25 protein-coding genes are annotated in these 23,945 nt (G+C 67.2%); 13 read left to right on the top strand and 12 right to left on the bottom strand.

The features are described 5' to 3' along the window. Positions 1-39 precede the first annotated feature (39 nt). Positions 40-672 (bottom strand): NUDIX hydrolase, encoded by a 633-nt coding sequence (locus E8M01_RS15240; RefSeq protein ID WP_136964650.1) that lies wholly within the window; start codon positions 670-672, stop codon positions 40-42. 156 nt (positions 673-828) lie between these two features. Here E8M01_RS15240 and E8M01_RS15235 point away from each other — a divergent pair, with 156 nt between their 5' ends. Next, positions 829-2,121 (top strand): glycerate kinase type-2 family protein, encoded by a 1,293-nt coding sequence (locus E8M01_RS15235; RefSeq protein ID WP_136960891.1) that lies wholly within the window; start codon positions 829-831, stop codon positions 2,119-2,121. Between the two features lie 104 nt (positions 2,122-2,225). Next, positions 2,226-3,269 (top strand): putative 2-aminoethylphosphonate ABC transporter substrate-binding protein, encoded by a 1,044-nt coding sequence (locus E8M01_RS15230; protein ID WP_136960890.1) that lies wholly within the window; start codon positions 2,226-2,228, stop codon positions 3,267-3,269. A 51-nt stretch (positions 3,270-3,320) separates the two neighbouring features. Here E8M01_RS15230 and E8M01_RS15225 read toward each other — a convergent pair whose 3' ends face one another. Then, entirely contained in the window at positions 3,321-3,926 is a 606-nt protein-coding gene (locus E8M01_RS15225; protein WP_215908893.1) for a LysE family translocator, read from the bottom strand. A gap of 102 nt (positions 3,927-4,028) precedes the next feature. Between E8M01_RS15225 and E8M01_RS15220 the strand changes: the two genes are divergently transcribed. Both E8M01_RS15220 and E8M01_RS15215 read left to right on the top strand, forming a co-directional pair. Then, positions 4,029-5,408, top strand: coding sequence for an aminotransferase-like domain-containing protein (locus E8M01_RS15220; protein ID WP_136960888.1), 1,380 nt, complete (start codon positions 4,029-4,031; stop codon positions 5,406-5,408). A 91-nt stretch (positions 5,409-5,499) separates the two neighbouring features. Next, positions 5,500-6,066 carry an AAA family ATPase gene (locus E8M01_RS15215; RefSeq protein ID WP_136960887.1) on the top strand — a complete coding sequence of 189 codons (567 nt, stop codon included), beginning with the start codon at positions 5,500-5,502 and terminating at the stop codon, positions 6,064-6,066. A gap of 107 nt (positions 6,067-6,173) precedes the next feature. On the opposite strand, the gene E8M01_RS15210 is transcribed toward E8M01_RS15215, so the two are convergent. Next, positions 6,174-7,157: a tripartite tricarboxylate transporter substrate-binding protein gene (locus tag E8M01_RS15210; RefSeq protein WP_136960886.1), complete on the bottom strand. Its 984-nt coding sequence runs from the start codon at positions 7,155-7,157 to the stop codon at positions 6,174-6,176. A gap of 145 nt (positions 7,158-7,302) precedes the next feature. On the opposite strand from E8M01_RS15210, the gene E8M01_RS15205 reads away from it, so the two are divergent. Beyond that, on the top strand, positions 7,303-8,199 hold the full coding sequence (locus E8M01_RS15205) for an alpha/beta fold hydrolase (protein ID WP_246088742.1): 897 nt from the start codon (positions 7,303-7,305) through the stop codon (positions 8,197-8,199). 51 nt (positions 8,200-8,250) lie between these two features. Here the strand turns inward: E8M01_RS15205 and E8M01_RS15200 are convergent, their stop codons facing one another. Together E8M01_RS15200 and E8M01_RS15195 are read right to left on the bottom strand one after the other, a co-directional pair. Beyond that, positions 8,251-9,222, bottom strand: a complete 972-nt coding sequence (locus E8M01_RS15200; RefSeq protein ID WP_136960885.1) for a tripartite tricarboxylate transporter substrate-binding protein — start codon at positions 9,220-9,222, stop codon at positions 8,251-8,253. An 81-nt stretch (positions 9,223-9,303) separates the two neighbouring features. After that, on the bottom strand, positions 9,304-10,008 hold the full coding sequence (locus E8M01_RS15195; RefSeq protein WP_136960884.1) for a GntR family transcriptional regulator: 705 nt from the start codon (positions 10,006-10,008) through the stop codon (positions 9,304-9,306). 152 nt (positions 10,009-10,160) lie between these two features. Here E8M01_RS15195 and E8M01_RS15190 point away from each other — a divergent pair, with 152 nt between their 5' ends. The 4 genes from E8M01_RS15190 to E8M01_RS15175 all read left to right on the top strand — a co-directional run bounded on the left by E8M01_RS15190 (position 10,161) and on the right by E8M01_RS15175 (position 14,136). Further along, positions 10,161-11,237, top strand: coding sequence for a tartrate dehydrogenase (locus E8M01_RS15190; RefSeq protein WP_136960883.1), 1,077 nt, complete (start codon positions 10,161-10,163; stop codon positions 11,235-11,237). Positions 11,238-11,355: 118 nt separating this feature from the next. Next, entirely contained in the window at positions 11,356-12,432 is a 1,077-nt protein-coding gene (locus tag E8M01_RS15185) for a tartrate dehydrogenase (RefSeq protein ID WP_136960882.1), read from the top strand. 167 nt (positions 12,433-12,599) lie between these two features. Further along, the gene (locus tag E8M01_RS15180; RefSeq protein WP_136960881.1) at positions 12,600-13,283 is read left to right on the top strand and encodes a TerC family protein; all 684 of its coding nucleotides are present in this window, start codon (positions 12,600-12,602) and stop codon (positions 13,281-13,283) included. A gap of 118 nt (positions 13,284-13,401) precedes the next feature. Beyond that, positions 13,402-14,136 (top strand): TerC family protein, encoded by a 735-nt coding sequence (locus E8M01_RS15175; RefSeq protein WP_136960880.1) that lies wholly within the window; start codon positions 13,402-13,404, stop codon positions 14,134-14,136. A 67-nt stretch (positions 14,137-14,203) separates the two neighbouring features. Here E8M01_RS15175 and recF read toward each other — a convergent pair whose 3' ends face one another. Next, positions 14,204-15,376, bottom strand: a complete 1,173-nt coding sequence (gene recF / locus E8M01_RS15170) for a DNA replication/repair protein RecF (protein ID WP_136960879.1) — start codon at positions 15,374-15,376, stop codon at positions 14,204-14,206. Between the two features lie 158 nt (positions 15,377-15,534). Between recF and E8M01_RS15165 the strand changes: the two genes are divergently transcribed. Beyond that, on the top strand, positions 15,535-16,047 hold the full coding sequence (locus E8M01_RS15165) for a DUF1993 domain-containing protein (RefSeq protein WP_136960878.1): 513 nt from the start codon (positions 15,535-15,537) through the stop codon (positions 16,045-16,047). On the opposite strand, the gene E8M01_RS15160 is transcribed toward E8M01_RS15165, so the two are convergent. The 4 genes from E8M01_RS15160 to E8M01_RS15145 form a co-directional block, all read right to left on the bottom strand. Beyond that, the gene (locus E8M01_RS15160) at positions 16,048-16,566 is read right to left on the bottom strand and encodes an L-2-amino-thiazoline-4-carboxylic acid hydrolase (protein WP_136960877.1); all 519 of its coding nucleotides are present in this window, start codon (positions 16,564-16,566) and stop codon (positions 16,048-16,050) included. A gap of 116 nt (positions 16,567-16,682) precedes the next feature. Beyond that, on the bottom strand, positions 16,683-17,195 hold the full coding sequence (locus tag E8M01_RS15155; RefSeq protein WP_170181907.1) for a response regulator: 513 nt from the start codon (positions 17,193-17,195) through the stop codon (positions 16,683-16,685). A gap of 94 nt (positions 17,196-17,289) precedes the next feature. After that, complete coding sequence (locus E8M01_RS15150) at positions 17,290-17,940, bottom strand: nicotinate-nucleotide adenylyltransferase (RefSeq protein ID WP_425467724.1); 651 nt, start codon at positions 17,938-17,940, stop codon at positions 17,290-17,292. After that, positions 17,937-19,199: a glutamate-5-semialdehyde dehydrogenase gene (locus E8M01_RS15145; protein WP_246088814.1), complete on the bottom strand. Its 1,263-nt coding sequence runs from the start codon at positions 19,197-19,199 to the stop codon at positions 17,937-17,939. Before E8M01_RS15145 ends, E8M01_RS15150 begins: the two co-directional genes overlap by 4 nt. Positions 19,200-19,423: 224 nt before the next feature. Between E8M01_RS15145 and E8M01_RS15140 the strand changes: the two genes are divergently transcribed. The 3 genes from E8M01_RS15140 (at position 19,424) to pncA (ending at position 21,947) form a co-directional block, all read left to right on the top strand. Beyond that, complete coding sequence (locus E8M01_RS15140; RefSeq protein WP_136960875.1) at positions 19,424-20,587, top strand: divergent polysaccharide deacetylase family protein; 1,164 nt, start codon at positions 19,424-19,426, stop codon at positions 20,585-20,587. A 36-nt stretch (positions 20,588-20,623) separates the two neighbouring features. Further along, a complete protein-coding gene (locus tag E8M01_RS15135; RefSeq protein WP_136960874.1) occupies positions 20,624-21,127 on the top strand; it encodes an RNA pyrophosphohydrolase in 504 nt (167 codons plus the stop codon). Between the two features lie 91 nt (positions 21,128-21,218). Continuing rightward, entirely contained in the window at positions 21,219-21,947 is a 729-nt protein-coding gene (gene pncA, locus E8M01_RS15130; RefSeq protein ID WP_136960873.1) for a bifunctional nicotinamidase/pyrazinamidase, read from the top strand. 99 nt (positions 21,948-22,046) lie between these two features. Here the strand turns inward: pncA and E8M01_RS15125 are convergent, their stop codons facing one another. Together E8M01_RS15125 and atpD are read right to left on the bottom strand one after the other, a co-directional pair. Next, positions 22,047-22,460, bottom strand: coding sequence for a F0F1 ATP synthase subunit epsilon (locus E8M01_RS15125; RefSeq protein ID WP_136960872.1), 414 nt, complete (start codon positions 22,458-22,460; stop codon positions 22,047-22,049). 23 nt (positions 22,461-22,483) lie between these two features. Further along, positions 22,484-23,932: a F0F1 ATP synthase subunit beta gene (gene atpD / locus E8M01_RS15120; RefSeq protein WP_136960871.1), complete on the bottom strand. Its 1,449-nt coding sequence runs from the start codon at positions 23,930-23,932 to the stop codon at positions 22,484-22,486. Positions 23,933-23,945 lie beyond the last annotated feature (13 nt).

Here is a 23,945-nt window from a genome sequence, read left to right as displayed (position 1 = left end):
GCAATCCGTCCGAAATGCATGCCTTGTGGTTCCAAAGCCTCAGCGCCAGGCGAACAGCGGCTGCTCGAGATCGTTGACCCGCGTGGCGCGGCCGGCCAGCACTTCGCGGAACTGGTAGATCAAGGCGGCGGTGGGTGCATGGATGATGTCGCCCGAGATCGCCATGCGCACCACCTGCCGCCGGCTCTCCGGGATCGTGGTGAAATCGACGACATCCGGCCGCATGATCTCGGCCAGCGGAATGCGATGGACCGACGACACCTCCTCCCGGTTCAGGCGAAGCGCGGCGCTGCCGACCGCCCAGGCCACCACCGGCGTCACCAGATAACCCGAACGGGTCGGATAGTCGTCGAGCACACCCAGGACGTCAGCGGCGCCGAGTTTCAGGCCGATCTCTTCATCGAGTTCACGCAGCGCCGCTTCGGCCGGCGTCTCGCCAGCGTCACAGCGCCCGCCCGGCAAAGCCCATTGGCCGCCGTGGGAGCGCAGGCCGGTGGCCCGTCGCGTCAGCAGGAAAGCCGTTTCGCCCGAGGCTTCGCCGGCTTCGACCAGAACGATCGCCACGGCCGCCTGTTTCAAGGCCTGCCCGGCCGCGTCCTTGGGCAAACGCCGGAAGGCCGCGACGCGGTCGGCAATCTCGGTCCGGCAGGCCTGGTTGAACGGATAAGGCATCAGGCAGCCATACGTCATGCGCCGAGCCCTGGGTAGCGCCCAACGGGATGGCCGTTCTCCGCACGGTCTGCGCCCACCGCGGACGAACCGGCAAACCGCGCTTGCCGCGCCGGCCGCGACCTGCTTGTTTGACGGCCCGCTTCGACAGGTCAGCCCGTGACAGATCTTTCAGACCCCCGCGCCTTCCTGATCTCGCTCGGCCACGCGGCCATTGCCGCGGCCCTGCCCGACCGGATCGCCGATCACCTGCCGCCGGTACCGACCGGCCGGACCGTTGTCGTCGGTGCCGGCAAGGCCGCCGCCGCGATGGCCGCCGCCTTCGAGAAGGTCTGGCCGGCGCCGCTCACCGGCACCGTGGTCACCCGCTACGGCCATGCGGTGCCCTGCACACGCATCGAGGTGCTGGAAGCCGCCCATCCGGTGCCGGATGCGGCCGGGCTCGCCGCCAGCGACCGCATCCTGCAACGGCTCGCCCGCCTGTCCGCCGATGACCTGGTGGTCGCGCTGATTTCCGGCGGCGGCTCGGCCCTGCTGGCCGCGCCCGCCGGAGCGCTGACACTCGACGACCTGAAGGCGGTCAATTCCGCCCTGCTCGCCTCGGGCGCCGATATCGGCGCGATGAACTGTGTCCGCAAGCACGTTTCGGCCATTGCCGGCGGCCGGCTCGCCGCCGCCGCCTATCCGGCCAAGGTCGTGACGATCGCGATTTCCGATGTGCCCGGCGACGACCCGGCGGTGATCGCCTCGGGGCCGACCGTGCCGGACCCGACGACACGCAAGGACGCGCTCGCCATCATCCAGCGCTATCGGATGGACCTGCCGGCAAGCGTCATGCTCCACCTGCAGGACCCGGCCTCGGAAAGCCCGAAGCCGGATCACCCGGCCTTTGCCGGCGGCATCGATATCCGGCTGATCGCCAGGCCGGTCGAGAGCCTGCGCGCGGCGGCCAGGATTGCCGCGGATGCCGGGCTGACGACACTGGTGCTCGGCGACACCATCGAGGGCGAGGCGCGCGACGTGGCCCTGGTCCATGCCGCGCTTGCCCGCTCGATCCTCGAACACGGCCTGCCGGCCAAGCCGCCTGTGCTGATCCTGTCCGGCGGCGAGACCACCGTCACCTTGCCCAGGGATCGCCCAACCGGCCGCGGCGGCCGGAATTCCGAGTTCGCCCTGGCCTTCGCCGTCGCGATCCAGGGCTTCTCGCCCGCCCATCGCGAACGGGTGCATGCGCTGGCCATCGACACCGACGGCATTGACGGGGTCGAGGCCAATGCCGGCGCGGTGGTGACACCCGCCCTGATCGCGGCCGCCGCCGAGCGTGGGCTCAACCCGCGCAGCTATCTCGACCGCCACGACGGCTTCGGCTTTTTCGCGGCCCTCGACGGCCTCGTCGTCACCGGGCCGACCCATACCAATGTCAATGATTTCCGGGCGATTCTGGTAACCTGACGGCATATCTGGTCCGTTTGGTGCTTGATTGACATCTGTCACGGCGCATTCAATCGGTTTATGATCGGACGGGCTCGGGGGGATGGGCCCGAAGGGGGCAGACCATGGGGTTTTCGTGTCGGCTCGCCGCCTTGGCCCTCGGCGCAACCCTTCTGATCGCCGGTGCGGCCGACGTCGGGGCGCAAAGCCGGACGCGGGTGATGGTCTATACCGCGACCGAAACCGAAGAGCTCAGCGCCCTGAAGGCCGCGATCGAAACCGACCTGCCCGATATCGAGGTCCAATGGGTGCGCGATTCGACCGGCGTGATCACGGCCCGGCTGATGGCCGAGCGCGACAGTCCGCGCGCCGACATGGTGTTCGGCCTGGTGACCTCCAGCCTGTTGCTGCTCGAACGAATGAACCTGCTGGAAGCCTATCGCCCGCAAGGCGCCGAAGGCCTCAAGCCGGCGTTTCAGGACACCAGCGAGCCCTATAGCTGGACCGGCCTCGACGCCTTCGTGATCGCGCTCTGCTTCAACACGGTCGAAGCCGGCAAGGCCAACATCCCGAAGCCGGAAAGCTGGGGCGACCTGATCCATCCGAGCCTGCGCAGCCGGCTGGTCATGCCGCACCCGGCTTCGTCCGGCACCGGCTTTCTGATCGTCGCCAGCTGGATCCAGATCATGGGCGAGGACGCCGCCTGGCGCTACATGGAAGCGCTGGACCGCAACGTGTCGCTCTACACCCATTCCGGCAGCGCGCCGTGCGTTCAGGCGGCGCGCGGCGAGCGGGTCATCGGCATCAGCTTCGACATGCGCGCGGCGCGCGAACGCAGCCTGGGCGCGCCGATCGACATCATCGTGCCGCGCGACGGTGTCGGCTGGGAAATGGGCGCGCTCGCGATCATTCGTGGCCGGCCGCCGGCCCAGGCCGCCGCCGCGCGGCGGATCGCCGACTGGGCGACCGGCCGCAACGCCAATGAACTGTTCGCGCGCTTCTACGGCATCGTCGCAAGGCCGGGCATCGTCAATGTGCCGCCCAATTATCCGACCGATGCCGAAAGCCGGATGATCCAGCTCAACTACACCTGGATGGCCGATAATCGCGACCGGATCCTGGCGGAATGGTCGAAGCGGTTCGAGAACCGGCCGCCGCAGCGGAACTAGCCTGCGTTTCTCGAACCTCGGCCGATGGCGACGGGCTCACGGCGCGTGGCCTCATTTCAGGCTGTCGAACAGGATCGGCGCCAGCGACAGGACGAGAAGTGTTGCCATCGCCAGATTGAAGATGCGCTGGGAGCGGGCTCCGGTCAGGACCCGGCGCAGCACGACGCCGAATCCGGCCCAGGCCGCGATGCACGGCCCGTTGATCAAGGCGAAAACGACGGTCACGACGACGATGTTGAGAAAGAAGCCATTTTGCGGGGTGTAGGTCGCCACCGCCCCGATCGCCATGATCCAGGCCTTGGGATTGACCCATTGAAACGCCGCGGCTTGCGCGAAGCTCATCGGCCGGGCGGCGGCCGCGCCATCGGCCGTTGTCCCCGATCGGGCGATCTTCCAGGCGAGATAAACGAGATAGAGGGCGCCGACATAACGCAGCACGTCGTGGAGGACAGGCCAGGCGGTGAAGACGCCGCCAAGCCCCAGGCCAACCGCCAGCACCATGGCCGAGAAGCCGAGGTTGATGCCGAGGAGATGCGGGATCGTCCTGCGAAATCCGAAATTCAGTCCCGACGCCAGCACCATCGCATTGTTCGGTCCGGGCGTGATGGAGGTCACGAAGGCATAGGTTGCAAAGGTCAGCAGCAGGCTTGGGGTCATAAGGCGGGCACCGCGATCCATCGGCAGGTGCGGCTGCAATAGACATGTGACACTTTTGGCGATACCATAATAGTGTCATGTGACACTATTCTTGGAATCCTCATGCGTCTCGCGTCGCCCTGGCAGCCACGACTCGGCGAAACGGCGGGCCCGCCCTATGAGCGGCTGGTCGCGGCGCTTGCGGAGGACATTGCTGCCGGCTCTGTCCCGGCCGGCGCGCGCCTGCCGCCGCATCGCGACCTGGCCTTTCAGCTCGGCATAGGGCTCGGCACCGTCACCAGGGCTTATGCGGTGCTGGAACGGCGAGGGCTGGTGCAGAGCGAGCGCGGACGGGGAATGTTCGTTGCGGGCTCCATCCTGCGCGCCAGGACGGTTGTCGATCTCAGCGTCAATACGCCGCCTCAGATGCTGAGTGACCGGCTGATGACGGCGACACTCGCAACGCTGACCGGACGGCTCGGCGCGGAGAGTTTCGGGCGCTATTGCCCCGCCGCCGGCCGTGACGACCATCGGATGTTGATGGCGCGATGGCTGGCCGATCATCGCCTCGCGATCGCGCCGGATCGTCTGCTTCTCTGCAACGGCGCGCAGCACGCCCTGTCCATTGCCTTGGCGCTGGCCTGCCCGCGCGGTGGCCTGCTGCTGACCGAGGCGGTGACCTATCCCGGAGCGATCGCGCTCGCGCGCCATGCGGACTATCGGATGAAGCCGCTCGACATCGACGAGGAGGGCCTGAGGCCCGAGGCTCTCGACCGGGCCTTGCGCAGCCGAACCGACCATGGCCCGGTTGCCCTCTATGTGACGCCGACGCTGCAAAATCCGACGGCCGCCACGATGGGCCTGGCGCGGCGCCAGGATATCGTCCGGCTCTGCAGGGCCCATGACGTCACCATTGTCGAGGACGACGTCTATTCGCTGTTCACCCCGCCTGACCTGCCCGCGCTGGCGGCGCTCGCCCCCGAGCGTAGCCTCTACGTCAACGGCCTTTCGAAGAACCTCAGTCCAGGCCTGCGCATCGGCGTCCTGGCCACGCCGCCCGGGCTGATCGATCGCGCGCTCGCCATGCTCCAGACGACAAGCACCATGGCCTCGCCGCTCTGCAACCTGATCATGGCGCAGTGGCTGACGGACGGGACCGCGACTTCGGTCGGCGCATCGGTCCGCGCCGAGGCGGCGAGGCGAATGGCCATGGCGCGCGCCGCACTGCCCGGCCAGCTGGCGGCATCGGGGAGCAACGGGTTTCATGCCTGGCTGCCCATGCCCATGGCGGCGGCGCTGCATGTTGCGGAAGGTGCCGCCGCGCTTGGCGTGATGGTCACGCCGCCTTCGGCGCTGGCGGTCGACCCGACGGTGCAGCTCTCCGGGATCCGGCTCTGCCTGGGCGCCCCACCGCCCGACGAACTCGCCCACGGCCTTGCTGTTATCGCCAAGCTGCTGGCACAGGGAGCCGGCGGCGATTACGGCCTGCCCGCCGTCATTTGAACAAGCCGATGGACCTTGAACCAGCCTGCCGCCACTTTGGGCGTTCGGCCGTCGTCATCGATTGATCAACCGCCGGGAGAGGCGCCCGCCCATGCCTGACCACCCCATCCACGGACCCGGCCGCCTCTTCGTCGTCACCGGTGGTCCGGGCTCCGGCAAGACCACGCTGATCGACGCCTTGAAGACCGCCGGGCTCGCGACCTCCGAGGAGGTCGGCCGGAGGATCATCCGGGACCAGCAGGCGATCGGCGGACGCGCCTTGCCCTGGCTTGATCGCGCCTTGTTCGCCGAGATGATGCTGGCTTTCGAAATGGGCAACTATCACGCCGCGGCGGGCCAGCCCGGCGCCGTCCTGTTTGATCGCGGCGTGCCCGATGTGCTCGGCTATCTCAACCTGATCGGCCTGCCGATCCCGCACCATATGGATGTCGCGGCCAGGACGCTGCGCTACAACCGGCGCGTCTTCATCGCGCCGCCCTGGCCGGAGATCTACCGAACCGACGGCGAGCGGAAGCAGGACCTGGACGAGGCCGCGCGAACCCATAGCGCGATGGTCCTGACCTATCGCCAATACGGTTATGAGCTGGTGGAACTGCCGCGCGCGCCGGTCGCCGCCCGCGTCGACTTCGTCATCGCGACCCTCGCAGGAAAGACCTGAGCCGCCGCCGGCGGCCCTGAACGGCAACGCCCGGCACGAGGCCGGGCGCTGGTTCTTGGGTACTGGTTCTTGGGTACTGATTCTTGGCCGAACGGTGCGCGCGACGATCAGTTGGTCGCGGTGACGCCCGCCGCCTTGATCACCGGCGTCCACTTGGCGATCTCGGCCTCGATGAAGGCCTGCAGGCCGGCCGGGCTCACCTGGACATCGCTCGGCAGATCGGCGCCGAGCTCGGCCAGGCGCGCGCGCACGCCGGCGTCGGCAAGCGCCGCGCGCAGTGCTTCGTTGAGCTTGGTGATGACCGGCGCCGGCGTGCCCTTGGGCGCCAGCATGGCGTTCCAGACCACCACCTGATAGGCCGGCAGGCCGGCTTCCGCCGTGGTCGGCACGTTGGGCAAGGCCTGATTGCGGGTCTGCTGGGCGACCGCGAAAGCCTTGATCGTGCCGGCACGCACCTGCGGCGCGACATTGACGACCTGATCGCAGAGATAGTCGACCTGGCCGGCGACCAGGTCGTTCATCGCCGGGCCGGTGCCGCGATAAGGCACGGTCTGCGGGTTCACGCCAATGATCGAATTGAGCAGCAGGCAGGTGGTGTGGCTGACCGAACCGATGCCGGCATGGGCATTGTTGGCGGTCCGCTCGTTGGCCTTGATCCAGGCGACGAACTCGGCGAGCGTGTTGGCCGGCAGGGCGTTCTTGGCGGTGATCAGGATGGCATTGGTGTTGACCAGTCCGATCGGCGTAAAATCCGCCGCCGGATTGTAACGCAGGTTCGGATAGAGCGCGACCGACGCGGCATGGGTGCCGGTATGGCCGATCATGATGGTGTAGCCGTCTGCGGCCTGCGTGGTCAGGCGGGTCGAGCCGGTGGTGCCGCCGGCACCCGAGACGTTTTCGATGACCACGGCCTGGCCAAGCGACCGGCTCATGCTCTCGGCGACGATGCGCGCGACCACATCGGTCGGTCCGCCGGCGGCGAACGGAATGATCATGGTGATCGGCCGGGACGGGAAGGTCTGCGCGGCGGCGGGCACGGCGCCGGCGACCAGGGCTGCCGCAGCGGCGGCGAGCAAATGACGCTTGTTCATGAAGATCCTCCGGTGGCGACCCACGTTCTGTCGAATTCGAGGGTTCGTATAGTTTGCCATACCTAATCCAGTGCGTGTTGGATACAAGGCCGTCAAGTGATCGCGAACACGCCGCCGCCCGTCCAGGCCAGACAAGGATTGCCGCATGATCATCGAATTGCCGGTCGCGGATCGGATGTTTCCGGGTTTCCGCATGCTCGACGTCGCGACCTCGGGCACCACGATCCGGCTGCGCACCGGCGGATCAGGCCCGCCTTTGCTGCTGCTGCACGGCTACCCGCAGACCCATGTGCTGTGGCACAAGATCGCACCGCGCCTCAGCCAGCGCTTCACCGTGGTGGCGGCCGACCTGCGCGGCTATGGCGACAGCGGCAAGCCGGAGACGAGCCAGGATCACGCGCCCTATTCCAAACGCGCCATGGCCCAGGACATGGCCGAGGTGATGACCGCGCTCGGCCATGACAGCTTCTTCGTCTGTGGCCATGATCGCGGCGCGCGGGTGTCGCATCGCCTGGCGCTCGATCACGCCGACCGCGTCAAGAAGCTCGCTGTGCTCGACATCGCGCCGACCCGCGAAATGTACCGGGACACGACCGATGCCTTTGCCCGGGCCTATTGGCACTGGTTCTTCCTGATCACGCCGGCGCCGTTTCCGGAACGGATGATCGGCGCCGATCCGGACTCCTACTGGCTGAAAAAATGCGGCGCGGGCTCGGCCGGCCTGACACCGTTCACGGAAGCCGCGCTGAACGACTATCTCCGATGTTTCCGCGACCCGCGCACCATCCACGCAAGCTGCGAGGACTATCGCGCCGCCGCCGCCATCGACATCGCCCATGACGATGCCGATGGCACCCGGAAACTCAACTGCCCCTTGCTGGTGCTGTGGGGCCAGAACGGCGTCATCGAAAAGTGCTTCGACGCGCTGGCGCTGTGGCGCGAGAGGGCCGCCGACGTCCGCGGACAGGCGCTGCCCGGCGGGCACTATCTCGCCGAGGAACTGCCTGACCTGGTCGCCGCCGAACTGGAGCGGTTCTTCTGACCGGCGGCGGAAGCCCGCCCGGCGGGATCGCCGGGCGCCGTGACCGGCCGGTCAATTGCCGGCGGTGACGCCGGCCGCCTTGATCACCGGGGTCCATTTGTCGACCTCGGCGCGAACATGGGCGCCGAGCGCTTGCGCCGTCTGGCCGGCGGCATCCGGGATCTCGCAGCCGAGTTCGAGCAGGCGCTTGCGCACGCTCTCGTCGGCGAGCGCGGCGCGACCGGCGACATTGAGCCGGTCGATGATCTCGCGCGGCGTGCCCTTCGGCGCGAACATGGCGTTCCAGCCAACCACCTGGAAGGCCGGCAGTCCGGCTTCGGCCGCGGTCGGCACGTCGGGCGCGGCCGGTGACCGCGCCGGCGTGGCGATGACATAGGTGTTGAGGCCCGAAAGCTGCGGGATGATGGTGACCGTCTGGTCGCAGACATAGTCGAGCTGCTTGCCGAGCAAGGCCGCCAGCGCCGGCCCCGAACCGCGGAACGGCACATGCTGCACCGGCGCGCCGATCAGGTGGTGGAAGAACACGCAGGTCAGGTGCGAGGTCGAACCGACGCCGCCATGGCCATAGTTGTAGCGCGACGGATCGGCCTTCAAGAGGGCGATCATCTCGGCAAGGGTCCTGGCCGGAAAATCCTTGTGCGCGGCGATCATCATCGGCGTTCCCGCCGCGTTCATCACCGGCTCGAAATCCGTGCGCGGGTCATAGGCGAGATTGGGATAGAGCCCGACAGATGCCGAATGGGTGCCCATATTGCCCATGATCAGCGTGTAGCCGTCGGGCGCGGCCCGGGCGACCCGAAGCGAGCCGGTGGTGCCACCGGCGCCAGCGACGTTCTCGACCACGATCGACTGGCCGAGCGTGCGTGACATGTGCTCGGCCATGATGCGCGCGATGATGTCGGTGGTGCCGCCGGCGGCAAAGGGCACCACCATGGTGATGGCCCGGTTCGGAAAGGTCTGGGCCGAGGCTGGCCCCGACAGGATGGCCAGGGCGGCCGCCAGGGCCGTGAAAACGCGTCGCATGGGTTCCTCCAATGATCGTGCCCGGTCGCGTTGTCCGCGATCTCCGATATGTCGATGCCGGCCAGCCGCGCGGCGGCCGGCTCACAAGTGCTTCAGCCCGAAGTCCTCCAGCAGCGGCAGGAGTTCGTCGCGCGCGCGGCTGCGATGCTGGCGGGCCGCCGCATGGGCGCCGGCCGCGTCACCACGGCGGATCGCCTCGATGATCGCCTGGTGATCGGCGATCGAGGCCGGCAGTTGCTTGCGCAGCTTCAAGGTCAGCATGCGGGCGCGGTGCGACTGGTCATTGACGGTCTGGATGATGCGCGAGATCCGCCGGTTGCCGCAGCGCTCGACCAGAAGCCGGTGGAAGGCTTCGTCGGCCTTGCCCCAGTCCGGCAGCCGGCCGGCGGCATGGGCTTCGGCCATCCGCGCGGTCGCCGCCGCGAGCTCATCGGCGACGCCGGAACGTTCGGCCTCCGGCAGCTTGGCGACCAGTTCGGCAGCGCTCGCCTCGATCGCGATGACCACGTCGTAGATCTCTCTGAGATCATCGGGCGCGAGCGCGCAGATGACGATGCCGCGTTTCGGCACGATGCGCACCAGGCCCTCTTCCTGCAGCCGGATCGAGGCTTCGTGGACCGGCGTGCGGCTCATGCCCAGGCGCAGCGCGATCTCCTGTTCGGATGCCTGATAACCCGGCACGAAGGTGCTCTCGCGGATCGCCTCCTTCATCGCGGCATAGGCATCGTCGACCAGCGACGGGCGCCGTTCGGCAACCACGGCCATAGCCTTGACGGTCCTCGACATCGGCATCCTCCATGCTTCCAGCGCAGGAATATCATCTTCCATGGAAGCTGCAATGGATTATTGACATCAGCCCGGTTTCAAGGCCAATGCAAATGGTTCGCGCCAAAGCGAGCCTAGCCGCGGCGGCGACCGCATGGGAAGGACCTCCGGAGATGAAGACCCACAGGATCGCGGCCATTCCCGGCGACGGGATCGGCAAGGAAGTCATCGCCGCCGGCATCGAAGTGCTCGAGGCGCTGGCCAGGCGCGATGGCGGTTTCACCCTGGCCTTCGACCATTTCGACTGGGGTTCGGACTATTACAAGGCCCACGGCCTGATGATGCCGGAGGACGGTCGCGACCAGATCCGCAATCACGATGCGATCTATTTCGGCGCCGTCGGCGCACCCGACGTGCCCGACCACATCTCGCTCTGGGGGCTCCGACTGGCGATCTGCCAGCCGTTCGACCAATATGCCAATGTCCGTCCGACCCGCGTGCTGCCGGGCATCACCAGCCCGCTGCGCCATGTCTCCGGTCCCGAGCTCGACTGGGTCATCGTGCGGGAGAATTCCGAGGGCGAATATGCCGGCGTCGGCGGACGGGTGCATCGCGGATTGCCCGAGGAGGTCGCCACCGACGTCTCCATGATGACCCGCACCGGGGTCGTCAGGATCATTCGTTTCGCTTTCGAGATGGCCCGCTCGCGGCCGCGCAAGCTGTTGACCGTGGTGACCAAATCGAACGCCCAGCGCCATGCCATGGTGATGTGGGACGAGATCGCCGCCGAGGTGGCGCGCGACTATCCCGACGTCACCTGGGACAAGATGCTGGTCGACGCCATGACCATGCGCATGACCATGAAACCCGAGACGATCGACACGGTGGTGGCGACCAACCTGCATGCCGACATCCTGTCCGATCTCGCCGCGGCACTCGCCGGCTCGCTCGGCATCGCACCGACCGCCAATCTCAACCCGGAGCGCCGCTTCCCCTCGATGTTCGAGCCGATCCATGGATCGGCCTTCGATATCACCGGCAAGGGCATCGCCAATCCGATCGGCACGTTCTGGACCGCCACGATGATGCTCGAACATCTCGGCGAGAAGCCGGCGGCCGACCGCCTGATGCGGGCGATCGAGCGGGTGACCGCCGATCCGGACCTGCATACGCCCGATCTCGGCGGCAAGGCGACGACGCGCCAGGTGACCGATGCGGTCATCGCATCGATCGGCGCCGACAACGCATAGTGATGCCCCCGGCCTCGGCCCGTGCCGGCACGTCATGGACGCCATGCCCCAGGACGTGGTTGCCGGCGGCGGCGCCCGCGGCCTATCCCATGCAGCACGAGATCAGAGGAGACGATCCATGGCCCGCTCGAACACCTACAAGCTCGCGGTCATCCCCGGCGACGGCATCGGCAAGGAGGTCATGCCGGAAGGCGTGCGCGTGCTCGAGGCCGCGGCGAAGAAATACAAGTTCTCGGTCGATCTCGATCATTTCGACTTCTCGTCCTACGACTATTACGAGAAGCACGGCCGGATGATGCCGGAGGACTGGAAGGCCAGGATCGGCAGCCATGACGCCATCTTCTTCGGCGCCGTCGGCCTGCCGGCGAAGATCCCGGATCATATTTCGCTGTGGGGCTCGCTGCTGCTGATGCGCCGTGAGTTCGACCAATATGTCAATCTGCGCCCGGTGAAGCTGATGCCGGGCGTGCCGGCGCCGCTCGCCAACCGCAAGCCCGGCGATATCGACTTCTTCGTGGTGCGCGAGAACACCGAGGGCGAATATTCGTCGATCGGCGGGCGCATGTTCCCGGGCACCGAGCGCGAGTTCGTGGTGCAGGAAACCGTAATGACCCGCATCGGCGTCGACCGGATCCTGAAATATGCCTTCGAGCTGGCCAAGAAGCGCCCGCGCAAGAAGCTGACCAGCGCCACCAAGTCGAACGGCATCGCGATCACCATGCCCTATTGGGACGAGCGGGTCGCCGAGATGAAGAAGGCCTATCCCGAGGTTTCCGTCGACCAGTACCATATCGACATCCTGACCGCCCATTTCGTGCTCAATCCGGATCGTTTCGACGTGGTCGTCGCCTCCAACCTGTTCGGCGACATCCTGTCCGATCTCGGCCCGGCCTGCACCGGCACGATCGGCATTGCGCCGTCGGGCAATATCAATCCGGACCGCAAGTTCCCCTCGCTGTTCGAACCGGTGCACGGCTCGGCGCCCGACATTGCCGGCAAGGGCATCGCCAATCCGGTCGGGCAGATCTGGTCGGCGGCGATGATGCTCGATCATCTCGGCGAGACCGAAGCGGCGGCGGCCATCGTGCGCGCCATCGAAGAGGTGCTGGCCAAGGCCGACTACCGCACCGGCGATCTCGGCGGCAAGGCGAATACGATCGCTTGCGGCCAGGCGATCGCCGACGCGATCGCCTGAGGCGCGATAGAGACCGGCGGTCCGACCACCGGTCTCTGCAGGGCAGCGGATTTTACGCAGAAACACGAATATCGGCGCGTATTCACCAACCTTAGGGTGCGCGCCGAAATTGCCGTGGGCACGCGCGCACCAACGCCCTCCGAAGAACCCCCAAGGACTGCTACGCGATGGACTTCAGCTCGCTGAGCCTTGTCGGCATCGTCCAGGTCATCTGGATCAACATCATCCTGTCCGGTGACAATGCGGTGGTCATCGCGCTCGCCTGCCGGGCTCTGCCGGAGCGGCAGCGGTTGATCGGCATGGTGCTGGGCGCCGGCGTCGCCATCCTGCTGCGGGTCATCTTCACGCTGTTCGTCGCCACCTTGCTCGACATGCCCTTCCTCAGGCTGATCGGCGGGCTGCTGCTGCTCTGGATCGCGATCAAGCTGATTGCCGACGACAGCCATGACGGCGACGAGATCAAGGCTTCCGACCAGCTCTGGTACGCGGTCAGGACCGTTGCCATCGCCGACGCCGTGATGAGCCTCGACAATGTGCTGGCGATCGCGGCCGTCGCCAAGGACAACACGACCATGCTGGTCATGGGCCTGGTCATCTCGATCCCGCTGATCGTCGCAGGCGCCTCGATCATCATGAAGCTGCTGGAAAAGCTGCCGATCCTGATCTGGGCCGGCGCCGCGCTGCTCGGCTGGCTCGCCGGCGACATGATGCTGCACGACCCGATGACCATCAAGGTCCTGGGCAGCGAATTCGCCCACCGGATAGAGCTTCCCGCCGAGATCGTCGGAGCTGTCCTGGTGGTCGCGATCGCCTATCTGATGAAGCGTCGGGAAGCCCGGGCTGCGGCCTAAGCGACACACCCGATAAAAAAACCGGCCACCCCCCTGGCATAGGGCCAACTACGTACTATGTCGCCGTTTCAGTTTGTGCGCTGCATAGTGGCCGGCGCCAGGGGAGACGGGACGCGCAATGGACAGCAATTTTTGGATAGGCCTTCTCCAGATCATCTGGATCGACCTCCTTCTGTCCGGCGACAACGCCGTGGTCATCGCACTGGCCTGCCGGGGTCTGCCGGAAAAGCAGCGCAAGATCGGCATCATCCTGGGCGCCGGCGCGGCGGTCGGCCTGCGCATCCTCTTCGCGCTGATCATCACCTATCTCCTGGCCATTCCGCTGCTGAAGCTTGTCGGTGGCCTGCTGCTGCTCTGGGTCGCAGTCAAGCTCGCCTCCGATGACGGCGAGGAGGCGCACAGCGAACTCGAAGAGACCGACAACCTGTGGAAGGCGGTCAAGACCGTGGCGATCGCCGACGCGGTGATGAGCCTCGACAACGTGCTGGCGATCGCCGCCGCCTCCCATGGCAATGTCTGGCTGTTCATCTTCGGCCTCGCCCTGACCATTCCGCTGATCGTCGCGGGCTCGGGCATGGTGCTCGCCCTGATCGAGCGTTTCCCGATCTTCGTCTGGGCCGGCGCCGCCCTGCTCGGCTGGATCGCCGGCGACATGGTCGTCAACGACCCGCTGGTGCTGAAGCAGCTGGCCGCCTGGAATCCCAGCATGGTCCAGCTCGATCCCAACCCGGCGATCGGCCTGAAGGCCAGCCCCTGGCCGCATTACATCGCAGCCGTCGCCGGCGCGATCGGCGTGGTGCTGATCGGGGCCTTTCTCCGCCGCCGGCCGAAGGCCGGCCCCGAGCACGCCTGAGCAAGGCCTGCCGCTCCGCGACTTGCGCCCGGGCCGTTCAGAGCTCACGCCCGGGCCGTTCGGGGGCTCACGCCCGGGCGATCGTCCCGGGCGTCACGGCAAACAGATCGGCGCGGCTCCTGAGGGCTTCAAACGCCGCCGGATCGGCGCCGGTCATCCAGACCTGGGCGCCGAGCTTCTCGAGCGCATCGTAAAGCGCGGCCCGCCGCTCCGGGTCGAGATGGGCGGCCACCTCGTCCAGCAGCACGATCGGCGTGAAGCCGGCCATTTCGGCGACCAGGCGGGCGTGGGCCAGCACCAGGCCAACCAGCAGCGCCTTCTGCTGACCGGTCGAGCAGCGCTCGGCGGGCGCGCCGGACGGACCATGTACCGCCAGAAGGTCGGTCAGGTGCGGCCCCTGGGTGGTGCGGCCGGCGGCGCGGTCGCGTGACCGGTGGTCGCGCAGCACGGCGCGGTAATCATCCTCGACCTCGACCGCCGGACGCGTCAGCACCGCGGCTTCGACGGCGCCGTCGAGGGCCAGCGCGGCCCAGGGGAAGGGCGAGGCCGGATCCTTGGTCGCCTCGATCAGGCCGGCGAGCCGGTGCACCGTCTCGGCACGCGCGGCGGCGACCGCCACCGCCAGTTCCGCCGTCTCGTGCTCGACCGCGTCAAGCCAGGCCGGATCGGGCGACACGTCCTCGAGCAGGCGGTTGCGCGCCCGCAGCGAGCGCTCCAGCGCGTTGACCCGCCCGCCATGTTCGGCATCGACCGCCAGGACTAGGCGGTCGAGGAAGCGCCGCCGCTCGCCGCCCGAGCCGAGGAACAGGCCGTCCATGGCCGGCGTCAGCCAGACCACCCGGACATGTTCGGCGAAGGCCGCGGCGGAACCGACCGCCACCCGGTCGATGCGGCAGAGCCTGGTGCGGACCTCGACATCGCCAGCCTCGATGCCGGTGCCGAGCACGGCTTCGCCATAGGCGCCCTCGACCGCGGCATTGACCGCCCAGCCGCCATCGCCCTGGTCGCAGGCGATCTCGCCGAGCGTCGCCCGCCTGAGGCCGCGGCCGGGGGTCAGCAGCGACAGGGCCTCGAGCACATTGGTCTTGCCGGCGCCGTTCGGGCCGGCCAGCACGACCAATGCCGCGTCGGGCGCGATCTGGGCCGTGGCATAGCTCCTGAAGCGCGACAGCCCGATCCGGGTGACGCGGCCCTGGACCGGCACGGATTGATCGGCAGCACGGGGAATCGCAGCAGGCATGCGCTTCTTATAGCGACTTGAAGCCGTCTTGGCGCGAGAAGCAGTCTTGGCGCGAGCCGCCGGCTGGGAGTAAATCGCTCCAGGGCACGGATGGTCCGTAGCACCTGATTCTCCGGCGCCCGGTTTCCCGGGCACCCGATCCTCTTGGGACATCATCCATGGCCACGACGCTCTCCGACCTGTCCGTGCCGATCTTCGTGCAAATGCTGACCAGCCTGTCCGGGCTGCTCGACAAGGCGGCGGCCTTCGCCGAAGCCAAGAAGGTGGATCCGAAAGTGCTGCTCGACAGCCGGCTGGCGCCCGACATGTTCGCGCTCGCCCGTCAGGTCCAGCTCGCCACCGATTTCGCCAAGGGGCCATGCTCGCGGCTGGTCGGCATCGATCCGCCGAAATATCCCGACGTCGAAACCAGCATTTCCGAACTGAAGGAACGGATCGCCAAGACCATCAGCTTCGTCACCGGCCTGGACAAGGCAGTGATCGACGCGGCCGCCGACAAGGACGTGACGATCACCGTCGCCGGCCAGCCGATGACCTTCAAGGGCAAGGCCTATCTCGCCCATATGGCGCTGCCGAACTTCTATTTCCACGTCACCATGGCCTACGCCATCCTGCGTGAGAACGGCCTCGACATCGGCAAGCGCGACTATGTCGGCAAGGTGCCGGCCTGATCAGCCCGACTTGCCGGTCTCGTAGCGGAAGCGGAAATCGCAGTGGCTGGCGCCCTGCATGATGGTTTGTGTCCGGTCCAGCTTCAGCTTCTTGTCATAGCCTTCGCAGAAGGTGCCGTCGCGCTGGCATGACAAGAGGTGGCCGATCTCGCCAAGGCCCATGTCCTTGTACATTTCCGAGTAGCGGCAGCGGGTGACATTGAACGCATAGGTGTCGGACGTCTGCCCGACCACCTCGACCTCCAGCGCGCCGCCTTGGGTCCACAACGACTGCATGTCGATGAAGGCCTGGAGCGACGTGCCCTCGGGCGACTGGGCGGCGAAACGCCCGGCCTGTTCCACCGCCGAGCGGCGCACCGCCTCGCCAATGGTGCGCTTGGCCACCTCGATGCCCTGGCTCGCCTTCAGCTCATCATAGACATGCTTGAGGATTTCCGCCTCGATCCGGCGCTTCTCGATCATCGAGAGGCCCTGGGGATGGGCGGCAGGCTTGGTAGCGGCGGATGGGGCGTCGGCCATGGCGGCATTCCTTAGAACAGCTATAAAGTCCAAGGAAAGCATGTTCCGGGCCCCGCGCAAAGCCTAAGCCCGTGCATGCGCGCCGTGCGCAGCGATCGTCAAGATCGCGCGCCTGATCAGGCGATGTTGGCGGCTTCCGGAACCTTGCGCGCGCGCAGCCGCGGCTCGATCACCAGCTTGCGCGGCTCCGGGCCGTAATAGCCGTCCAGATGAACCATCGGCCGAGGCCGGGCGATGATCGAGACGATGCGCTCGAGCAGCGCCTTGCCGGAGATCGGCTTGGCGACGAACTCGTGCACGCCGAGCCGGTTGGCTTCCACCACGCGCCAGCGCTCGAGATGCGAGGTCAGCATGATGATCGGCACGTCGGGCATCGGGAAAGTTGCCGGGTTGCGCACGATGCGCAGCATCTCGGCGCCGTTCAGCATCGGCATTTCCCAGTCGAGAATGACGATATCAGGTGCATGCAGGCGGATATATTCGAGACCCGCCAGACCATCTGCCGCCTCGTGGACGGTCTTGATGCCGATATTGTTGAGGATGTTGCGCACGACCTTGCGCATGAACTGGTTGTCATCGACCACCAGAACATCGACGCTCGACAAGAGCTGTTCGACCTTCTTTGACATCAGACCGTTCATCCTGTCTGCCCCAACGCTTGCACTCAGTGGACGCACCATAGGCGGGCAGCTTTGAACGCCGTTTAAACGGATAGTTCTAATTTTAATGATTGCCGTTCAGCGCGCGGATGGCCGTCGACGACAGCGGCGACTTCAGTCCGTGCAGGAAGATCCAGGCTGGCGGCCGGGCGAAAGGCAGGAGCAGGCCGTCGGTCTCGTTCATTCGGTAGCGGGCGAGCGCCGTGGCGGCAACGCCGGCGGCGGCGCGCAGGCCGGTGCCCGGCCGGTCTACGACGGCGATCGGCAGAAGGCTCGCAATGCCGCGCCAGTTCTGCCAGCGGTGAAACTGGGCGAGATTGTCGGCGCCCATGATCCAGACGAAACGGACTCCCGGGCAGCGAGCTCTCAGCGCCGCGATCGTATCGAAGGTGAAGCGGGTACCGAGCCCGGCCTCGATATCGGTGACATGGATCGCCGGATGGGCGGCAAGCCGCCGCGCCGCGGTCATGCGCTCGGCAAGCGGCGCAAGGCCGCCCTGGGCCTTGAGCGGATTGCCCGGCGTGACCAGCCACCAGACCGCATCCAGCCCGAGGCGCTTCAGCGCCGTCAGCGCGACCAGCCGATGGGCGTCATGCGGCGGATTGAACGAGCCGCCGAACAGGCCAATGCGCATGCCCGCCGCATGAGGCGGCAGGACGAGGCGCGCGCCGCCCCGCCGCAAGCGCGGCGCGATACGGGCGCCAAGTGGCCTCACGGACGCAGCTGTCCCGTGCCGCGCACGCGATATTTGAACGAGGTGAGCTGTTCGACGCCGACCGGGCCACGGGCATGCATCTTGCCGGTGGCGATGCCGATCTCGGCGCCGAAGCCAAACTCGCCGCCATCGGCGAACTGAGTCGAGGCATTGTGCAGCACGATGGCGCTGTCGACCTCGGCGAGGAAACGCTCGGCCGCCGCCGCATCGGCGGTGATGATGGCATCGGTATGGTGTGAGCCGTAACGCTCGATATGGGCAATGGCGTCATCGAGCCCGTCGACCACCTTGACCGCAATGATCGCGTCGAGGAATTCGGTGCCCCAGTCCTCGTCCGTGGCGGCGGTGACACGCGGATCGGCCAGGCCGGTCAGGCTGTCGCCGCGCACCGCGCAGCCGGCGTCGAGCAGGGCCGAGACCAGCGGCTTCAGATGGCTGCCGGTCACGGATCGATCGACCAGCAGCGTCTCGGCGGCACCGCAGACGCCGGTGCGGCGCATCTTGGCATTGACCAGGATGGCTTCGGCCATGGCAAGGTCGGCGCCGGCATGGACATAGACATGGCAATTGCCGTCGAGATGGGCGAAGACCGGCACCCGGGCTTCGGCCTGGACACGAGCGACCAGGCTCCTGCCGCCGCGCGGCACGATGACGTCGACGGTGCCGCCGAGCCCCTGCAGCATCAGGCCGACCGCCGAACGATCGCGGGTCGGCACCAGCGAGACGGCGGCGGCCGGCAGGCCGGCGGCCTCGAGGCCGGCGACGATCGCGGCATGGATCGCCCGCGACGAACGGAAACTGTCGGAGCCGCCACGCAGGATCACCGCGTTGCCCGCCTTCAGGCAGAGCGCACCGGCATCGACCGTGACGTTGGGCCGGCTCTCATAGATCACCCCGATAACGCCGAGAGGCGCCCGTACGCGCTCGAAATGAAGGCCGTTCGGCCGGTCCCATTCGGCCATCACGGCGCCAACAGGGTCGGCGAGATCGCGGACGATCTCGACACCGGCAGCCATCGCCTCGATACGCGTCGGGTTGAGCGTCAGGCGATCGACGAAGGAGGCGGCCAGGCCATCGCGCCGGGCATCGGCAAGGTCGTCGGCATTGGCGGCAAGGATCTGACCCGCCTGCGCGCGGATCGCCCTTGCGATGGCATCGAGGGCGGTATTCTTCTGCCCGGTCGCGGCCAGCGCAAGACGGCGCGCCGCTGCCTTGGCCTCGGCGCCGATCGCCAGCATGACCTGGTCGATGCCCGGCATGGCATCGGCACCCGTCAACGACGGCGAGGTCTGCAACGGTACGATTTGCGTCGGCAAGATCAGGGCCCTCCGGGGGTTTTGCCTAACACGACACCGGCGCCGCGCAAAATGTCGGTTGCGGGGGCAAGACACGCGCGCATTGAACAGCTTTGGTTAACCGGCGCTTAAGAGTTCCGGCCCGATGTAGATGTGGCGGCGATCCGTTTCCCGCAAACCGGCGCGCCATGACCGATGACCTCAATGCCCCGCTCGGGGTCGAGACCAAGCCAGACGCCAGACGGCGGTTCCTGCCGCCGCTGATGCCGATTGCCGCCGGGCTGGTCGGTGCGGCCATCATCATGATTGCCGGCACGGTATTGCTGATCCGCAATCCGCTGGGCGGCGAGCCCCGCGCCATCGCGGCCATCGCCGCGCCCGCGCCACGGGCCGCCGAACCGGTCGAACCACGGCCGACGCCAAATACCACATCGAATGAGGCGGCGGCCGAGGGCGGCACCACCATCAACATCATCGACGGCATGTCGGGGGCCCGTCGCGAGGTGCGCGTCGCGGCGACCCCGGAGTCCGATCGTTCCGCCGGGCTCGATCCGCGCCTGACCGAACGCAGCGCGCAGGGACCCTTGCCACGGGTCGCCAGCGACGGCCGCAAGCCTTCCGAGGCCTATGCCCGTAGCTTCCGCGTGCCGAACGGCCAGCAGGCCGGCCTGCCGCGGGTCGCGATCCTGATCGGCGGCCTCGGCATCAGCCAGAACAGCACCGCCGAAGCGATCACCAAATTGCCCGGCGCCGTGTCGCTGGCCTTTGCGCCCTATGGCGCGGATCTCGAGCGCGTCGTCATGCGCGCCCGCTCCGAGGGCCACGAAGTGTTCCTGCAGGTGCCGATGGAACCCTTCGACTTTCCCGACAATGATCCGGGCCCGCAGACGCTGCTGACCACGCTGTCGGCCGAACGCAATACCGAGCGGCTGCATTGGGCGATGAGCCGGTTCCAGGGGTATGCCGGTGTGGTCAATTACATGGGCGCCAAGTTCACGGCTTCCGAGAACGCACTCGCGCCGATCCTGCGGGAAACCGCCAGGCGCGGCCTGATGGTGGTCGACGACGGCACCAGCCCGCGCAGCCTGGTGCAGCAGATCGCCGGTTCGCTGCAGCAGCCGAGCCTGCGCGGCGACGTCCATCTCGATCGCGTGCCGACGCCGGCCGAACTCGACGCGCAACTGGCCCGGCTGGAGGCGCGCGCCCGCGAGCGCGGCTTCGCGCTCGGCATCGGTTCGGCCCTGCCGGTGACCATCGAGCGCGTGACGCAATGGGCACGCGCCCTGGAAAGTCGCGGATTGATGCTGGTTCCGGTCACCGCGGGCGTGGCGCGCCGGGCGCCGGCTGGTTAATGTTTCGCTAACGCCCTCGCCGCCCCGGACGTCATCATGGCCCGCTTCGAAGACCTGCCCTACCGCCCCTGTGTCGGGGTGGTGCTGATCAACCGCGACGGCCTCGTCTTTGCCGGCAAGCGCCGAGGGCCGGCGCCCGAACATGTCGATGGCAGCCATTCCTGGCAAATGCCGCAGGGCGGCATCGATCCCGGCGAGGAGCCGCTGGCGGCGGCCATACGCGAGCTCTACGAGGAAACCAATGTCCGCTCGGCGACCCTGCTCGCCGAGGCACCGGAATGGTTCGCCTACGACCTGCCCCCGGTGGTCGCCGGCCAGGCCTGGCGCGGCCGCTATCGCGGGCAGACACAGAAGTGGTTTGCTTTCCGCTTCGACGGTCCGGACAGCGAGATCGACGTCGCCCATCCCGGCGGCGGCCACAAGCCGGAATTCGAGGCCTGGCGCTGGGAGCGCCTGGCCGCCATGCCCGAGCTGATCATCCCGTTCAAGCGCGGCGTCTACGAGCGCGTGCTGCAGACGTTCCACCCGTTCACGCGCTGAAATCGCCACCTTCTAAGGGTTCCTCCGCATCGCGTGGACCAGCCGAGAGGCTAGCCTCTCGGACTTCACCTCGCGACGCCGGGAGACCATCATGGACAGGCCATTCGAGATCGACCGCCGCATCCTCATCGCCGGAGCGACGCTTTTGACTGCCGTTGGCGCCGCCCCGCCGGCAAGAGCACAGGAGAAGCCCGTGATCGATGCTTCAACCGTTCTCATCGTCGTCGACGTCCAGAATGATTTCTGCCCGGGCGGCCATCTCGCCGTGCAGAAGGGCGACGAGGTCGTCGCCGTGATCAATGCGCTCGGGCCGAAATTCCAGAATGTCGTGCTGACCCAGGACTGGCATCCCGCCGGGCATTCCTCCTTCGCTTCCAGCCACCCCGGCAAGAAGCCCTTCGAGGTCATCCAGATGCCCTATGGGCCGCAGGTGCTGTGGCCGGATCACTGCATCTGGAACTCGGTCGGCGCGGAGTTCCACGACGACCTCGACCTGCCCCATGCCCAGACCATTGTCCGCAAGGGCTATCGCAAGGAGGTCGACAGCTATTCCGGTTTCCAGGAGGCCGACCGCAAGACCGTCACCGGGCTTGGCGGCTACCTGAAGGAACGGGGCATCACGCGCGCCGTGGTGGTCGGGCTCGCCACGGACTTCTGTGTCAGCTGGACCGCCCAGGATGCCGCCAGGAACGGCCTGAAGACTTTCGTCGTCGAGGAGGCTTGCCGGGCGATCGACCTGAACGGTTCGCTCGCCAAGGCCTGGACCGACATGACCGCGCTCGGCGTCGCCAGGATCAAGGCGAGCGACCTGCCGGCTTGAACCCGGATCTGCGCCAAGGCCTGAACCGGCACGACCGCGCATAAAAAAAGGCCGCCTGCAAGGGCGGCCTTTCTCAAATTGGCTTGGATCAGCGAAGGATCAGTGCGTCGACTTCGCCGAAGCGAGCACGGCCTTGACGCTGTTCAGCTGATCGAGCTGCTCGGCCGCCTTGGCGCGGGTGGCGTCGTCCTTGGCGTCGGCGAGGTCTTCCTGGGCTTCCTTGATCTCGGCGTCGATCTGATCGGCGCGCAGATCCTCGACCGCGGTCGCGGTCTCGGCCAGCACCGTCAGGGTACCGTCGGCGACCTCGGCAAAACCGCCGCGCACATAGAGGCGCTTCGGCTGGCCTTCGCCATGGATCGTCAGGATGCCCGGACGCAGCGACGAGACGAAGGGCGCGTGGTTGGCCAGCACGCCGAATTCGCCTTCCGAGCCGGGCACGACGACCTGCTCGACCGCGCCGGAGAAGAGCTGCCGCTCAGGGCTGACCAGTTCGAATGTGAAGGTCGTCATGAACGCGGTTCCCTATCGCCTGATCAGGCCGCTTCCGCGGCGAGCTTGCGGCCCTTCTCGACCGCCTCTTCGATGGTGCCGACCATGTAGAAGGCCGCTTCCGGCAGGTAGTCGTACTTGCCGTCGCACAGATCGCCGAAGCCCTTGATGGTGTCCTTCAGGTCGACGAACTTGCCCGGCGCGCCGGTGAACACTTCGGCGACGTGGAAGGGCTGCGACAGGAAGCGCTCGACCTTGCGGGCGCGGGACACCGTCAGCTTGTCCTCTTCCGACAGCTCGTCCATGCCGAGGATCGCGATGATGTCCTGCAGCGACTTGTAGCGCTGCAGGGTCTGCTGGACCTTGCGCGCGACCTGGTAATGCTCCTCGCCGATGACGCGGGCGTCGAGCATGCGCGAGGTCGAGTCGAGCGGATCGACCGCCGGATAGATGCCCTTTTCCGCGATCGAGCGGTTGAGCACGGTGGTCGCGTCCAAGTGGGCAAACGAGGTGGCCGGCGCCGGGTCGGTCAAGTCGTCGGCCGGCACGTAGATCGCCTGCACCGAGGTAATCGAGCCCTTCTGGGTGGTGGTGATGCGCTCCTGCAGCGCGCCCATGTCGGTGGCGAGCGTCGGCTGATAGCCGACCGCCGAAGGGATACGGCCGAGCAGCGCCGACACTTCCGAGCCGGCCTGGGTGAAGCGGAAGATGTTGTCGATGAAGAACAACACGTCCTGACCCTGGTCGCGGAAGTCCTCGGCGATGGTCAGACCGGACAGCGCGACGCGGGCGCGGGCGCCCGGAGGCTCGTTCATCTGGCCGAACACCAGGGCACATTTCGAGCCTTCGCCGCCGCCCTTCTTGTTGACGCCGGACTCGATGAACTCGTGATAGAGATCGTTGCCTTCGCGGGTGCGCTCGCCGACGCCGGCGAACACCGAATAGCCGCCATGGGCCTTGGCGACGTTGTTGATCAGTTCCTGGATCAGCACGGTCTTGCCGACGCCGGCGCCGCCGAACAGGCCGATCTTGCCGCCCTTGGCATAGGGCGCCAGGAGGTCGACGACCTTGATGCCGGTGACGAGGATTTCCGCTTCGGTCGACTGCTCGGCAAACGAGGGAGCCGGCTGGTGGATGGCGCGGGTGCGGGTCGTCTTGACCGGACCGGCTTCATCGATCGGTTCGCCGATGACGTTGAGAATGCGGCCGAGCGTCTCGGCACCGACCGGCACCGCGATCGGCAGACCGGTGTCGGTCACCGGCTGGCCGCGAACCAGGCCTTCGGAGGTGTCCATGGCGATGCAGCGCACGGTGTTCTCGCCGAGATGCTGAGCCACCTCGAGCACCATGCGGTTGCCGTTGTTGGAGGTTTCCAGCGCGTTCAGGATCTGCGGCAGATTGTCGTCGAACTGGACGTCGACCACGGCGCCGATGACCTGGGTGATCCGGCCCACACTGCCTGCCGCCTTCGCGCTCGTCGCTTTCTTCGCCATGATACGGTCCTCG

The sequence above is a fragment of the Phreatobacter stygius genome, from assembly GCF_005144885.1.
Taxonomy (GTDB): domain Bacteria; phylum Pseudomonadota; class Alphaproteobacteria; order Rhizobiales; family Phreatobacteraceae; genus Phreatobacter; species Phreatobacter stygius.
Note: the sequence above shows the minus strand (reverse complement) of the source record. Positions and strands in the feature narration are given on the sequence as shown.

Excerpts from the sequence above, each read along its gene's own strand:
- atpD (WP_136960871.1), bottom strand. The coding sequence starts at position 23,932 with ATGGCGAAGAAAGCGACGAGCGCGAAGGCGGCAGGCAGTGTGGGCCGG.
- E8M01_RS15140 (WP_136960875.1), top strand. The coding sequence starts at position 19,424 with ATGACCGATGACCTCAATGCCCCGCTCGGGGTCGAGACCAAGCCAGAC.
- E8M01_RS15230 (WP_136960890.1), top strand. The coding sequence starts at position 2,226 with ATGGGGTTTTCGTGTCGGCTCGCCGCCTTGGCCCTCGGCGCAACCCTT.
- E8M01_RS15190 (WP_136960883.1), top strand. The coding sequence starts at position 10,161 with ATGAAGACCCACAGGATCGCGGCCATTCCCGGCGACGGGATCGGCAAG.
- E8M01_RS15240 (WP_136964650.1), bottom strand. The coding sequence starts at position 672 with ATGCCTTATCCGTTCAACCAGGCCTGCCGGACCGAGATTGCCGACCGC.
- E8M01_RS15125 (WP_136960872.1), bottom strand. The coding sequence starts at position 22,460 with ATGACGACCTTCACATTCGAACTGGTCAGCCCTGAGCGGCAGCTCTTC.
- E8M01_RS15185 (WP_136960882.1), top strand. The coding sequence starts at position 11,356 with ATGGCCCGCTCGAACACCTACAAGCTCGCGGTCATCCCCGGCGACGGC.
- E8M01_RS15145 (WP_246088814.1), bottom strand. The coding sequence starts at position 19,199 with ATGCCGGGCATCGACCAGGTCATGCTGGCGATCGGCGCCGAGGCCAAG.
- E8M01_RS15180 (WP_136960881.1), top strand. The coding sequence starts at position 12,600 with ATGGACTTCAGCTCGCTGAGCCTTGTCGGCATCGTCCAGGTCATCTGG.
- E8M01_RS15225 (WP_215908893.1), bottom strand. The coding sequence starts at position 3,926 with ATGACCCCAAGCCTGCTGCTGACCTTTGCAACCTATGCCTTCGTGACC.
- E8M01_RS15215 (WP_136960887.1), top strand. The coding sequence starts at position 5,500 with ATGCCTGACCACCCCATCCACGGACCCGGCCGCCTCTTCGTCGTCACC.
- E8M01_RS15195 (WP_136960884.1), bottom strand. The coding sequence starts at position 10,008 with ATGTCGAGGACCGTCAAGGCTATGGCCGTGGTTGCCGAACGGCGCCCG.
- E8M01_RS15135 (WP_136960874.1), top strand. The coding sequence starts at position 20,624 with ATGGCCCGCTTCGAAGACCTGCCCTACCGCCCCTGTGTCGGGGTGGTG.
- pncA (WP_136960873.1), top strand. The coding sequence starts at position 21,219 with ATGGACAGGCCATTCGAGATCGACCGCCGCATCCTCATCGCCGGAGCG.
- E8M01_RS15160 (WP_136960877.1), bottom strand. The coding sequence starts at position 16,566 with ATGGCCGACGCCCCATCCGCCGCTACCAAGCCTGCCGCCCATCCCCAG.
- E8M01_RS15175 (WP_136960880.1), top strand. The coding sequence starts at position 13,402 with ATGGACAGCAATTTTTGGATAGGCCTTCTCCAGATCATCTGGATCGAC.
- E8M01_RS15220 (WP_136960888.1), top strand. The coding sequence starts at position 4,029 with ATGCGTCTCGCGTCGCCCTGGCAGCCACGACTCGGCGAAACGGCGGGC.
- E8M01_RS15205 (WP_246088742.1), top strand. The coding sequence starts at position 7,303 with ATGATCATCGAATTGCCGGTCGCGGATCGGATGTTTCCGGGTTTCCGC.
- E8M01_RS15200 (WP_136960885.1), bottom strand. The coding sequence starts at position 9,222 with ATGCGACGCGTTTTCACGGCCCTGGCGGCCGCCCTGGCCATCCTGTCG.
- E8M01_RS15165 (WP_136960878.1), top strand. The coding sequence starts at position 15,535 with ATGGCCACGACGCTCTCCGACCTGTCCGTGCCGATCTTCGTGCAAATG.
- recF (WP_136960879.1), bottom strand. The coding sequence starts at position 15,376 with ATGCCTGCTGCGATTCCCCGTGCTGCCGATCAATCCGTGCCGGTCCAG.
- E8M01_RS15155 (WP_170181907.1), bottom strand. The coding sequence starts at position 17,195 with ATGTCAAAGAAGGTCGAACAGCTCTTGTCGAGCGTCGATGTTCTGGTG.
- E8M01_RS15210 (WP_136960886.1), bottom strand. The coding sequence starts at position 7,157 with ATGAACAAGCGTCATTTGCTCGCCGCCGCTGCGGCAGCCCTGGTCGCC.